This window comes from Brucella ciceri, from assembly GCF_041930145.1.
Classification (GTDB): Bacteria; Pseudomonadota; Alphaproteobacteria; order Rhizobiales; family Rhizobiaceae; genus Brucella; species Brucella intermedia.
In genome coordinates this window covers 161,597-174,697 of the sequence record NZ_JBHEEV010000005.1, presented here as the reverse complement: position 1 = coordinate 174,697, position 13,101 = coordinate 161,597, and the positions used below count along the sequence as shown (strand labels likewise).

The following is a 13,101-nucleotide window of genomic DNA, read 5'->3' as shown; positions in this document are numbered from 1 at the left end:
AGCCGCCTTAATCTTTCATGTAAGGATCGAGAGCGTCACGCATCCCATCGCCGATGAAGTTGAATGCCAGCACCGTGATCAAAATTGCCACGCCGGGCATGATGGCAACGAGAGGAGCAGCAAAGAGATATTCCTTTCCCTTGGCAACGAGCAGGCCCCAACTTGCTTCAGGGGGCTGCACACCAACGCCAAGGAAACTGAGACTCGATTCCCACATGATCGCTTCAGGAATGCTGAGCGAGAACAGAACGATCAGCGTAGGCACTACATTGGGAAACAGATGCCGGAACATGATCGTTGTCTTCTTCGATCCGTTGGCGCGAGCGGCCTCGATAAACTCCTTTTCTTTCAATGCCAGCGTCTGGGAACGTACAACTCGGGCTACACTTGCCCAGCCGACCAGGCTGAGAGCTATGAAGATGTTGAACAAATTCGCGCCAAGTGTGTACATCACCACCATTGCCAGCAATAGCGACGGAAAGGCGATCATCATGTCGGCAAGGCGCATGATCGTAAAATCGATCCGTCCGCCATAATAGCCGCTGACGATGCCCATGATGGCGCCGATTATCAACGATATGAAGCTCGGAACGATGCCGACCACAAGCGAAATGCGCGCACCGTAAAGTATGCGTGTTAAAACGTCCCGTCCAAAATTATCAGTGCCGAGCCAGTGTGTGAGCGATGGCGACAGGAATTGCTCGTTCATATCGACGCGATATGGATCATGAGGACTTATATAAGGTGCAAATACTGCCGTCAGCACCAGAACGACGATAATAATCAAGCCCGTCATTGCCATTCGATTGCGACGAAATATTCGAACTGTGTCGCGCAGAAAGCTGGCGCTCTCCGTTTCTTCGACATAGGCGTCGTTTGCCTGAGCGAGTTCGGTCATTTCGCCCCTCCCTTCATCTGATGGCGAATACGGGGGTCAAGAACGGAATAAAGTATGTCAGCAACCAGATTGCCGATCAGTACCAGTACAGTGGCAAACAGAACCGACCCCTGAAGTAGAGGCATATCGCGCGCCTGAATTGCGTTAACTGATATGCGGCCAATACCCGGAATGCCGAAAATCGCTTCCGTAATGACTGCGCCAGACAACAGTCCGGCAACTTGGATTGCCATGATTGTCACAACGGGAATAAGAGCATTTTTAACGGCATGGCGAAGGATGACGAAAATCTCGCGCAGGCCCTTTGCGCGCGCTGTTCTCACATAGTCGTTTCGCATGACTTCCAGCAGGCTTGACCGCGTCAAACGCGCGATAACGCCTGCCGAACTCCAGCCCAGCACAATAGCTGGCAGAATGACATATTTGAAGCCGTAGAAGCCCGATACCGGAAGCCATTTCAACTGCATGGCAAAAATATACTGCAACAGGAGCGCGGACCAGAAAACCGGCATCGAAACGCCCAGCAGCGAGAAACCCATGAAAAAATGATCGAGCGCTGAATCGCGCTTTACGGCTGACAGGATGCCGACCGGAATGCCAATCATCCATGATACGAGGGCCGCACAGGCCGCCAGATAAAGCGTGTTGGGAAACGCTTGAAGGATCAGGGTCGTGACATCGCGATTGAGCTTTATGGAAACACCCAGGTCGCCTTGAACCGCAGCGAACAGAAACCGGAAGTAACGAGTGATCAGTGGATCATCAAGATGCATCTGAGCTCGCACGCGCTCTATAACTTCAGCGCTGGCATGCTCTTTCATCAGCAAGGCGATTGGATCGCCTGGAATGATATTCATCATGATGAAGAGCAGTACGGTCACGCCGATCAAGACGGGAATGGAGACCGCAATACGCTTAATCAGAAAGGTCAGCATTGCGTGGAGGCTTTCATCTGTATGGCTAAGATAACGCCGCACGAGCATTATCTTCGGCTGACATGAATTGACGAGCTGGAGCTGGCTCATCAATTCATGCTGGGATGGAGCTGTAAGAATGGAAGTATGACCGAGGAGTAGGCATGACTCCTCGGCCAGTATGATTAGTCTTCAACTTCCATCTTATAGTAGCTCATGCTTGTCCATCCGTTCCATGGGACCACAAAATTCTTCACCCGCGGCTGTACGACAAACAGATGGTTGAGACTATACATTGGAACCCACGCAGCATCCGTCTGGACAATACGCTCGGCGAGCTTTGCATACAGTTCGCAGCGCTCGTCGGGGTTGGTCATGCTCCGGGCTTTTTCGATGCCGTCGAAAACTTCTTGATCTTCGTTATTGAAACCACGCACCGAAGTGCCGGTCTTGCTAAAGAAGGTGTAGAAGAAGTTATCCGGATCATTGAAATCGGCAGACCAGACCTGGGAATAATTGTTGATGGTGCCGCCTTTGCGCATGGCGAAATATGCCGATTCATCAACGACTTTGATTTCAGTGTTAAAACCGGCTTCTTTCAACTGCGCCTGAACGAGCTGATTCAGGTCAACCCACTTTGACGACCAGCTGCTCACTTGAGAAAAGGCAATGTCCACCCCGTCTGGATAACCTGCTTCGGCCAGCAGTTCCTTGGCCTTTTTGGGGTTATATTCAATCGGCGTGGCCGGCTTGTAACAGGTGAGACCGCTTGGAAGAACACCATTCTCGAGCTGTCCTTCACCATAGAACATCTTGTCTAGTATTTCCTGACGGTTAATACCCATCTGGAAAGCTTTTCTCACCCGCACATCGTCAAAGGGCTTAATCTTCTGGTTGATGTGGTAATAATCCAAGCCGGCAATCGGACCCTTTCGAATCTGGTCCTTCCATTTTTCGTTCTTCATAAAATATGGAACTTGCGTGATAGCTGAGTCCGTATCGAAAACGTCTATCTCGCCAGATTCGAACAACATACGCATGGTTTCCGCGTCGGGAACAACACGGATGAGAACGCCATCCAACTTGGAACGGCCTTTGAAATAATTCTCATTGGCTTCCATCATCTGGCTGTCGTTCAGATTATACTCTTTCAAAATGAACGGGCCGGTACCGTTAACAGTCTCAGGCGACAGACCATATTTGTCACCGAGTGGCTCGGTAAATTTGCGATTATAGATTGATGCCTGTGGACTGGCGAGCAGTGCAATGAAAGCCGAATAAGGTTGGACCAGAACAATCTTGACTGTATATTTATCAACAGCCTGCAAACCTGAGACGGACTGCGCTGAGCCATCAAGCCGTTCTTTCGCCCCTTCGACGAAGTCCAGGATATCGGTGTTCAACGCTTTGGTTGCAGGATTCAGCATGCGGTCATAGGTGAACACGACATCGTCGGCTGTCAGTTCCTCGCCATTATGGAACATAACGCCTTTGCGCAAATGCAAAGTGTAGGTTTTCCCGTCTTCAGAGACTTCCCAGCTTTCAGCAAGCGATGGAACGATTTCCGACTGCCCGGGAGCTACCGTTTCTGCTTCCACCAGCCGGTCATATACATTCAGCGGAATTGTATAGTCATTCGTCGTCATCTGGACGTCTATGGTCCGAGGATCGTCAGAATTCGCCAAACGTAGTATCTGATCAGCGAGTGCTGGTGACATCAAAGTCAAATTGACCAATCCGGTGGCCACTAGCAATCTAGCTCTTGTAAGCATTCTATCCCCTTTTATACATTCAACCCGAATATTCGGTTGTGTTTTGTTTTTCAGGCTTTGTGGTTCATTTCCAATGTAGACTTAAATATATTGGAAAAAATAATCATAATATCCAATAATATTTGAGTTTATTTAATTCTCCTGCGTCGAATTTACTTCATTTGCAATTGAAGGCGCGACGTCGCCGACCGAAGATAGATCGATGGCCACAAATTGAAGCAACCCTTGCATCTCCTTGAGAGCACATGGCGTTGAATACAGCTGCCCTGTGCTCCGGTTTACGTAGCCAGGTATCGCTAATCACTGGTCGCAACTCTCATTTCCCCATTTTTAGTGAAAAGCATGCGGTAGGTGGGTACAAATGTAAAATCCCAAATGGGTATGGTGTTATTCAAACCTGATATGAATCTACTAACTAAGAGACGGCCTATCTCCAAGAAAGATATGTTAGAAACAGCAGTGGATGGTTAGCCTTAAGCATTCTGTTCTCAGGCTCAGCGGACCCCGTTAAATTACAGAGTATCCGCGAGCCGTTCGAGCAGGAATGAGGGAGTTCAATCCCTGAGGAAAAACTCTTCGCGCTCAATAAGGGTTCAATATGAAGCATGACGATCGGCGTTCCCACTGTGGAAGTCGCGCCTGATATCGGCTGGCGCTGCAAGTCTTACATTGCGTTGATTGGCAACCTTATGAAACAGCCGGCGGAGTACAGCCCGCTTGGCAGGCTGAGGGTAGCAGCGCCGCCAAGCTTGCACTTAAGATTGGCGCACGTAATGCGTTGGACTGATCTGGTTCATTGGTAGATGAATTGGCACAAAATCCGGCGCCCTTACGGCACTCGGAATTTCATCCGACATAGGTTCGCGGCCGATTGGACGCCGTGCGGGGTCGGCAACAGGAACGGTCGAAAGCAGCTTCTTGGTATACGGGTGCTGAGGATTGTTAAAGACCGAGCGGCGATCTCCGATTTCCACGATCTCGCCCAGATACATGACTGCAACCCGATGTGCGATGCGTTCGACGACAGCCATATCATGGCTGATAAACAAGATTGCGATACCGATATCCCGTTGAAGGTCCATCAGCAGATTGATGACTTGCGCCTGAATTGTCACGTCAAGTGAAGCAACAGCTTCGTCCGCGATGATCAGGCGCGGATTGAGCGCCAGTGCGCGAGCAATACAGATACGCTGGCGCTGACCACCGGAAAAGGCGTGCGGGTAGCGGTCAAGGTGGTCAGCCGGGAGGTTGACCCTGGCGAGCAGATCAACAGCCCGTTCCCGCAGTTGTTTTGTTCGTCCTGCCCGATGGACACGCATGGGATCAATCAAGGCCTGTTCTATAGTCATGCGCGGGTTGAGCGATGAGAACGGATCCTGAAATACCATCTGTGCTTCGCGACGAAATCGTGTGAGCGCCGCTTTGGATGCGCCGATGAGTTCGGTTCCATCATACCGGATCGAACCGGACTGCGGTTTGTCCAGTTGCATGATGCTCCGTGCCACCGTGGACTTGCCGCAACCGGATTCGCCCACCAGCGCCAAGGTTTCGCCGGGGAAGATATCAAAGGAAACACTCTCGACCGCATGGACACGGCCGGTAGTACGTCCCAAAAGGCCGCCCTTGAGCTCAAAGCGTGTAATGAGGTTACGAACTTCAACAAGAGGAGCTTTAGCAATATTTTGCATGGCAGCATCATTCATTGCGCCACCTCCGTCAGAACCAGATCTGGCTCGTAAACAAGGAGAGGAAATTTTTCAGGTCCGTCCTTATCTGCCATGCTGCCAAGCCGCGGGACAGCCGAGATCAATGCTTGTGTATACCGATGCCGCGGATTGTTGAATATCTCGTCGACAGGTCCGGTCTCAACTATCTCCCCCTTGAGCATCACACACACGCGATCCGCGATTTCTGCAACAACGCCCATGTCGTGGGTGATGAACAGAACTGCCATACCGATTTCCCGTTGCAGCGCTCGCACCAGATCCAGTATTTGAGCCTGGATAGTAACGTCCAGCGCCGTCGTGGGCTCGTCGAGGATCATCAACGACGGCCGACATGCCAGAGCCATCGCGATCATCACCCGTTGGCGCATACCGCCAGAAAGTTGATGCGGATATTGGTCCAGCCGCCGCTCGGCATCGGGCACACGGACAAGTTTTAGAACATTTAGTGCTATCTGCCTTGCATCATTTGGCGTTTTTTTCTGGTGCCTGATAACGGCTTCCGCAATCTGATCCCCGACGGTGAAGACGGGGTTCAGGCTAGACATAGGATCCTGAAAGACGATTGAGAGTTCAAAGCCGCGCAGCCCCTCGACACGCCTTTCGGAAAGTTTTACCAGATCTGCAATCGAACCGTCCTTCAGCCGCATCAGGATTTGGCCATCAGTAATCCTCGCACCATCAAATTCAGTCAGGCGCATTACCGTCATCGCCGTCACGGATTTCCCCGAGCCGGATTCTCCCACCAGCGCGAGGGTTTCTCCATGCCCGATCTGAAACGATACTTTGCGCACGGCGCGCACGGGCTTTGCAGCGTTCGGGGCGAAACACACTTCGAGATTTTCAACGGACAGGATGATGTTGTCGGGAAGGGCTAAACTACTTGTCGATATCCTGGTCAAACTGGTTCCCCTTGCGATTGGCCCGCTTTTTGGGAACATCTAATGCTTTGTCCAAAGCTCGTGTCAACATACCGTCTTCGTAACAAATGGCTTGCCGCGGGGACAAACAGCTGGCGGGAAGAGACCAACCATGCCTATTCAATCAAAAAATCCGGCCGAGAGTGCTTCTGAAAAAGGTTATGCAAACTTTGCATTACCCTCTCTGTTTTCGCATGGACACTCTCAGCGCAGCTTAAGTGCGGGATCGATTAGGCTGCGCGCGCGGCTCTGGTTTTCTGCGAGATATTTCCAGAATGCCTCTGCATCCCGGTCTTTCGCGCCAGCGCGCCGGAAGATTCGAATTTCTATCTCCAAGGACATTTGCTGGCCGCCGATTTGAGTCAATTCGTTCTGGCTGATCGATTTCTGCACACATATCTGGGGCAACCACGCGATCCCTTGACCGGCGATAGCCATTTGTTTGAGGCCCTCCGCAAGCGAGGATTGATACACGGTGCTGAGGTTGAGCGGACGTCGCCAGCGTGACTGGATGAGAGAAATGAGCTTTCCCAGATAGCCGTCATTCCATGAATAGGAAAGGTAAGGAATTCTTTCGCCCTCAACCGTGTCCAGATCGTAAAGAGGTTTGCCTGCTGCATCAGTTCCCGAGACGAGGATGAGACGATCTTTTCCAATCTGCAAAGATTCGAACGGCCCCGCTTCGAGAACGGGTGGCCCATCAGGGTGGTCATAAGTAATCGCGAAGTTACATTTTCCAGAAGACAGGTGTTCAATACATTCGAGAAAATCACCCGTGTGCATACTGCAGCGAACAGGGGAACTCGGAAATCCGGAACCGCTGATCCAGTTCGGGAAGAAGTAGATCGCCAGTGTGTGCAGGGCGGCGAATGTAAGAAGCTGCGAATTGGCGCCCGCAACATTGTGGCAATCGGTGCGAAGACGGTACATGTCTCTAACGAGTTCCTGACAGCGCGGTACGAACATGTTACCAGCACTTGTCAAATGCACCGGATAGGTACTTCGATCAAGAAGATCTGCGCCGACCCATGACTCCAGCGACCTGATGCGCCGACTGAACGCTGGCTGCGAAATATTTCGCGATGCAGCAGCCGTGGAGAAATTCCGCGTCGCAACAATTTCCAGGAAGTCCTCGAGCCAAGCTAGCTCCATAACGACCTCATGCGTTATTTGCATAATTCATTCTAACTACGCATTGGACACCGATGCAAGTGTGCTCCTAGCTTAAATTCAAAAGAAGACTGCAAGACCAAATAGGGGAACATATCCATGAAACGTGCTTTGGCTCTGGCCCTTTCCTGTGGCCTTGGCCTGGCGGTGGCGCCTGCTGTCGCGCAGACCAAGAATCCAGGAACATTTGTCTTTCTTTGGACTGACGATATTCAGTCCTTCGATCCGGCCTATATTGCAAATACGCCCAGTTCCTACGGCGTGCTGAACGTCTATAGTCGCCTTCTCAATTATAACGGTTCACAGATTTCGGAATTTGTGCCCGCCCTTTCCAGCGAGGTGCCGACGCTGGAAAACGGACTTATAAAACAGGGCAGTGACGGATCGATCAGCTATACGTTTCCCATCCGCAAGGACGTCCACGCTCACAAAGTAGGGATTAAGGGTAGCGACGGTAAGATAACCTGGCAAAACTACGACGGTTTGGCGGGTGACCAGAAGGCGAAGATAGAACCTGGATATGGCCAGATCACACCTGAAGACGTGCGATACTCGCTGTTGCGGGCTATTCTCATGGGTCAATCATGGATGTCGAACGCCATCACCGAGGTGGTAACAGCCGGGAAATATCCGGATGTCACGAAGTGGGTCGAGACCGAGGCAAATGTCAAGGATATCAAAGACGCCGATCCTCAAGCCCTCCGCAATGTTTATGACCAGCTTGCATCACAAATTACCGTCGAAGGGGACAATGTCGTCCTGAAACTTCCGAAATCCTTCCCGGCTACGCTCGGTGTTCTGGCTCTCCCTTTCGGTGCTTCCATTGTTGACAAGGAATGGGTTGCTTCGGTCGGCGGGTGGGATGGCAATGGTGATACGTGGATAAAATATTATCGTCCCGAGCTTGGCGACGACCCGTTGTTTGCCCAGGAAAACGGTACCGGGCCTTTCATGCTCGAAGAATGGGATCGTACTGATCGCCGCATCACGCTCAAGCGGTTCGATAATTACTTCATGGGACCAGCAAAGCTCGAGCGCGTGGTCATGCGCACGGTGCCGGAATGGACGACACGACGCCTGCAACTCCTTTCGGGGGACGCCGATTTCGTCACGGCTCCCGTTGAATTTCTTGATGAACTCGGCAAGACCGAGGGTGTCAAGGTTGTTGACGGACTGCCTAAGGTTTTCAGTCGCGGACTTTATTTTGCGTGGCCTTTGGATGACGCGGACAATCCCGCACTCGGCAGCGGCAAGCTTGACGGAAACGGTATTCCGCCGGATTTCTTCGCCGACATTGATGTGCGCAAAGGTTTCAACTACGCACAGAACTATGATGCGCTTATCAAACAGGTTCTTCTGAACAAGACCGTCCAGTCGCGTGGCCCGACCGTGCGCGGCATCATGGGCTATCGTGACGATTCTCCTATCTATAGCTACGATCCGAAGAAGGCCGCAGAACATTTCAAGAAGGCTTTCGGCGGCAAGCTCTGGGAAACAGGCTTTACCTTCACGGCCTATGTACAGGAAGGCACGCCGCAGGGTACAGCCGCATTGTCTGCACTGCAGCAGGGTTTGCAGCGCATCAATCCCAAGTTCAAGATGAAGATCCAGTCGCTGCCTTGGGCATCGATTTCGGACAAGCTCAATAATCGCGAAAAGCCGGCGTCTCCGCTGACCTATATGGGCTGGGGCCCAGACTATTCCGATCCAGGTGGTCCGCTCGGTGCAGCAACTTACTATCTTTCACCAACAGGTCTCGTTGGCGGCATGCTCGGCGATGGTTATCGGGGGCTGATGGCCGAAAAATTCAAACCCTTGCTGGACGAGGCTTGGGCTTCCTCTGACCCTGCCGTTCGCGAACCAATCTATGCAAAACTGCAGACGATGTCTCACGACTACGCAACCACCCAGTTCCTCTGGGAAGATTTCGGCTACATCGTTACCCGGAGTAATATCGACGGTTACGTACATAACATGATCCTCTACGGTGCCTGGGATTTTTACCCGGTGACCAAGGCTGACTGAGCCCTTGCTGAAACGTGCCGGGCGATACGATCGCCCGGCTCTTTTCCCCAACTCCAAGCGAAACGGATTCTGGTGTGCTGAATTACGCTTTGAGGCGGTTGCTGACGCTTCCCGTCGTCCTTTTTGCCTTGTCATTGATGCTCTTCGCGCTGCAGATGTCGCTATCGCCAACACAACGGCTGGCGGCTTACGCTCCTTCGCCTGACTTTCTCAAAGGGGGACAGGAGAGCATCCGGCGCATGATCGAACAATACGGGCTTAACGATCCCTTCCACGTTCAATACGGCAGATGGATCGGTAATATCATGACCGGCAATCTCGGTTGGTCCGAGACTGCACGTCAACCTGTATCCCATGCGCTGACGTCTCTTTTGCCTGCAACACTGGAGCTGGTTCTACTGGCCTTCATTCCAAGTTTTCTGCTTGCGATCTATCTGGGCTCGCGTGCGGGCATTTATCTCAACAAATGGCCGGATCACCTTATCCGTATATTCACCATTCTGGGGTGGTCGTTTCCTGTCTACGTCTTTGGACTGTTGATGCTGCTGATTTTTTATTCCGCGCTTGACTGGTTTCCGCCGGGAAGGCTCAGCCAATGGGCGCAAGCGACTGTCATGTCCCCGGATTTCACCAGATATACCGGCGCCAATACCATTGATGCGATCCTCAATGGCAATCTTCAGATATTCTGGGATTCCCTTCGTCACCTTGCAGCCCCTGTCATTACGTTGACCTATGTCAATCTCGCCAGCATGACCCGTGTGATGCGAACCTCGATGCTGGAGACCCTCCGTCAGGATTATGTGCGTACTGCACGAGCCAAGGGTATGCCTAAACGCGTTGTGGAACTGCGCCATGCCCGCCGCAATGCGCTTCTACCCGTTACCACAATTGCTGGCATGGAGCTGGCGACGATGATGGGCGGCGTCGTTATCACGGAAACCATCTTCGATTATGCCGGGCTTGGTCAGTTCGCCGCCAAGTCTGCCGCCAATCTGGATTTTCCGGCAATTCTCGGCTTCAGCCTCTATTTCGCGATCGTGCTTGTACTAATGAACCTGATCGTTGACCTGATTTATCCGTTACTCGATCCAAGGGTGAAGACACGATGAAATTGCTGCGATATCTGCTGCGTAATCCTGTCTCGCTCATTGGAGTCCTGATTTTGCTGGCCTTTGTGCTGGTGGCAATATTCGCGCCGGTACTGGCGCCGCCGCAGGAATTCCAGATGTCGGTCTATGACACGCCGCGAGCCGGCTTTCTGGCGACACCGCAACCGCCCTCCGCCGAAGCGATCTTCGGGACCACGGAAGGTCAGTATGACATCTATTATGCAGTCATATGGGGCACCCGTACGGCCTTCAAGATCGGCCTCGGTGTGGTCGCCATTTCCGTGTTGATCGGAACATTGATCGGTTCTGTCGCCGCCTATTACGGCGGTGCAGTCGATGAGATTCTGATGCGCATTGTCGACGTATTCATGGCTGTTCCATTCCTGATTGCAGCCATGGTCCTGACCGCCCTTCTTGGAAAGGGCATCGGTCCGATTACGATCGCGCTGACAACTTTTGGCTGGATGGGATACGCCCGCGTCATCCGCAGCGAAATCCTGCGTATTCGTGAGATGGATTATGTCCATGCCGCCCGAAGCTATGGAGCCGGAGATCTTCGTCTTATTGCGTTGCACATTCTGCCCAACGCCTTTTTTCCCGTCCTTGTTCTGGCCACCATGGCGACGGGCTCAATGGTACTTTCGGCTTCAGCGCTCAGTTTCCTTGGTGTCGGCACTGAGGAAGGCTATGCAGACTGGGGGCAATTCATCGCGTATTCGCGAAACTGGATCGTGGGTCAGCCGGGAAACCCTTTCCAATACTGGTACACGCTGGTCTTTCCCGGCGCTGCAATCTTTCTCTTTGTTTTGTCATGGAACCTTGTCGGCGACGCGCTGCGAGATGTTCTTGATCCTCGCCACTCAAGCTGAACCTCGGGAGTATTGTTGTGTCCAAGCTTTCAAATCAATCAATTGAACTCTTCGAAAGCCTTATCCGCCATGAGGTGGAAGACAAGACCATACCTTCAATTTCCTATGCACTTGTTGATCGGGACGGATTGCTGGCGGAAGGGCATATTCAGCATCCCGAACGACATTTCGAGATGAATGCTCGAACATGTTTCCGTATCGGTTCGATTACCAAAACCTTCACTTCGGTCGCGATTATGCAATTGGTCGAGAAGGGCCTTTTAGACCTCGACGTGGATGTTTCTGAATATCTTCCAGGTTTTCAGCCTATCAATCCGTTCGTCGGTCGTGAAAGTGGGCCTTTCGGCTCCCATATCAGCCTTCGCAAGTTGATGAGTCATACCGCCGGTATCGTCCGGGAACCCAAAAGCGGCCATTATCTTGACGCCCATCGCCCTCCGCTTGCAGATACAGTGGCCGAGCTTGCAACTTCAACACTCAAACAGGACCCCAGCGCCGGAACCATGCATTATTCCAACGCCGGAATTGCGGTAGTTGGACTGGTTATCGAGAAGGTAACACGCAAGAGCTATGCAGACTATATAACTGACAATATCCTCAAGCCTCTCGGTATGTATGACACCTCCTCGGGTATGGCAGAGGGTATTCGCGAACGTCTCGCGCCTGCTGAGATGTGGACTATAGACGGGGATAGTCCCGCGCCGGTCTTCAGCCTCGGTGGTTCTCCTGCTGGAAACATTTTCTCAACTAACCGTGACATGGCAAGCTACGCGAGATGTCTTCTGCGCGGTGGTTTTACGCCCAATGGTCATTCCGTTATCAGCCCTGCTTCATTGCGGGAGATGTGGACGCCGATTGGAAGGCGACCAACCGGCCACGACCGAACCCAGAACGGCTATGGACTGTGTTTTGGTGTTGGCGACATGGATGGCTGGACTTCAGTTGGACATGGCGGAGCGGTTTATGGTTATGCATCCCAGATGACCTTGCTCCCCCGTGCTGGATTTGGCGTTCTTATCTTTGCCACACTGGATTTTGCCAATCAGATTGCCTCGCGCCTGGCTGGCGATGGTTTGCGTATTGCATTGTCGGAAAATGGTATGGGCAAGCGCCCGCACGGCGTCCAGGTGCCGCCCGCTATAACTGACGAGCAGTTTGCCACCCTTCCAGGCCTTTACCGTCAGGTTGAAAGTGGTGAAGTTATCGAGGTAAAGGAAAAGGCAGGCAAACTCTATCTCATGGGAGAGGGTGTGCCTCTGCAAATTCGTCCGAAGTCCAAGAACCATTTTGTCATTGACGGTCGCATCTACGGTCGTGGAGCAGACTATCCTCATATGGATGTCTCGTTTCCCGAACCCGGCAAACTCGATTGGAAAGGTCAGGAGTGGCTGAAAGCCGATAGCCTTCCTACAGAGCAAGTTCCAACGGAAATAGCCTCTCATCTGGGCAGATACGGGCCAGACTTTAACATCACATACCTGACTTATAGCCACGGCCAACTCAAATGCCTGATCGAGTATTTCTGCACGCATACTTGCGAACCTGTCGATGGCAACCGGTACCGCATGCGCGGGTTGCTTTATGAAGAAGAAATACTGGAGCTGGGCGCAACTGACGAGGCCGGGCGAACCGGTATACGGGTCGGACCGATGTTTCTGGAACGTCGGGAAGCCGGAAAGGCCGCCTGAAAGAGGGCT

8 protein-coding genes and 1 pseudogene are annotated in these 13,101 nt (G+C 52.3%); 4 read left to right on the top strand and 5 right to left on the bottom strand.

Features of this window, described 5'->3' with window-relative positions:
• Positions 1–7: 7 nt before the first annotated feature.
• The 5 genes and pseudogenes from JNC63_RS11790 to JNC63_RS11770 all read right to left on the bottom strand — a co-directional run bounded on the left by JNC63_RS11790 (position 8) and on the right by JNC63_RS11770 (position 7,380).
• Positions 8–898 carry an ABC transporter permease gene (locus JNC63_RS11790; RefSeq protein WP_006469628.1) on the bottom strand — a complete coding sequence of 297 codons (891 nt, stop codon included), beginning with the start codon at positions 896–898 and terminating at the stop codon, positions 8–10.
• Positions 895–1,881, bottom strand: coding sequence for an ABC transporter permease (locus JNC63_RS11785; RefSeq protein WP_006470754.1), 987 nt, complete (start codon positions 1,879–1,881; stop codon positions 895–897). Before JNC63_RS11785 ends, JNC63_RS11790 begins: the two co-directional genes overlap by 4 nt.
• A gap of 116 nt (positions 1,882–1,997) precedes the next feature.
• Positions 1,998–3,458 carry an ABC transporter substrate-binding protein gene (locus JNC63_RS11780; RefSeq protein WP_006470753.1) on the bottom strand — a complete coding sequence of 487 codons (1,461 nt, stop codon included), beginning with the start codon at positions 3,456–3,458 and terminating at the stop codon, positions 1,998–2,000.
• Positions 3,459–4,339: 881 nt separating this feature from the next.
• Positions 4,340–6,249: pseudogene (locus tag JNC63_RS11775) on the bottom strand (ABC transporter ATP-binding protein).
• Between the two features lie 183 nt (positions 6,250–6,432).
• Positions 6,433–7,380, bottom strand: coding sequence for a LysR substrate-binding domain-containing protein (locus JNC63_RS11770; protein ID WP_006470752.1), 948 nt, complete (start codon positions 7,378–7,380; stop codon positions 6,433–6,435).
• Positions 7,381–7,497: 117 nt separating this feature from the next.
• On the opposite strand from JNC63_RS11770, the gene JNC63_RS11765 reads away from it, so the two are divergent.
• The 4 genes from JNC63_RS11765 (at position 7,498) to JNC63_RS11750 (ending at position 13,092) form a co-directional block, all read left to right on the top strand.
• A complete protein-coding gene (locus tag JNC63_RS11765) occupies positions 7,498–9,423 on the top strand; it encodes an ABC transporter substrate-binding protein (RefSeq protein WP_006469634.1) in 1,926 nt (641 codons plus the stop codon).
• Positions 9,424–9,662: 239 nt separating this feature from the next.
• Positions 9,663–10,535 carry an ABC transporter permease gene (locus JNC63_RS11760; protein WP_006470751.1) on the top strand — a complete coding sequence of 291 codons (873 nt, stop codon included), beginning with the start codon at positions 9,663–9,665 and terminating at the stop codon, positions 10,533–10,535.
• Positions 10,532–11,404 carry an ABC transporter permease gene (locus JNC63_RS11755; protein ID WP_006469636.1) on the top strand — a complete coding sequence of 291 codons (873 nt, stop codon included), beginning with the start codon at positions 10,532–10,534 and terminating at the stop codon, positions 11,402–11,404. Before JNC63_RS11760 ends, JNC63_RS11755 begins: the two co-directional genes overlap by 4 nt.
• Before the next feature lie 17 nt (positions 11,405–11,421).
• Positions 11,422–13,092, top strand: coding sequence for a serine hydrolase domain-containing protein (locus tag JNC63_RS11750; RefSeq protein ID WP_006470750.1), 1,671 nt, complete (start codon positions 11,422–11,424; stop codon positions 13,090–13,092).
• The last annotated feature ends 9 nt before the right edge of the window (positions 13,093–13,101 follow it).

What these genes read in the sequence shown, in the direction of transcription:
- JNC63_RS11755 (WP_006469636.1), top strand. Translation starts at nt 10,532, where the DNA reads ATGAAATTGCTGCGATATCTGCTGCGTAATCCTGTCTCGCTCATTGGA.
- JNC63_RS11780 (WP_006470753.1), bottom strand. Translation starts at nt 3,458, where the DNA reads ATGACGACGAATGACTATACAATTCCGCTGAATGTATATGACCGGCTG.
- JNC63_RS11765 (WP_006469634.1), top strand. Translation starts at nt 7,498, where the DNA reads ATGAAACGTGCTTTGGCTCTGGCCCTTTCCTGTGGCCTTGGCCTGGCG.
- JNC63_RS11770 (WP_006470752.1), bottom strand. Translation starts at nt 7,380, where the DNA reads ATGGAGCTAGCTTGGCTCGAGGACTTCCTGGAAATTGTTGCGACGCGG.
- JNC63_RS11785 (WP_006470754.1), bottom strand. Translation starts at nt 1,881, where the DNA reads ATGCTCGTGCGGCGTTATCTTAGCCATACAGATGAAAGCCTCCACGCA.
- JNC63_RS11760 (WP_006470751.1), top strand. Translation starts at nt 9,663, where the DNA reads ATGATCGAACAATACGGGCTTAACGATCCCTTCCACGTTCAATACGGC.
- JNC63_RS11790 (WP_006469628.1), bottom strand. Translation starts at nt 898, where the DNA reads ATGACCGAACTCGCTCAGGCAAACGACGCCTATGTCGAAGAAACGGAG.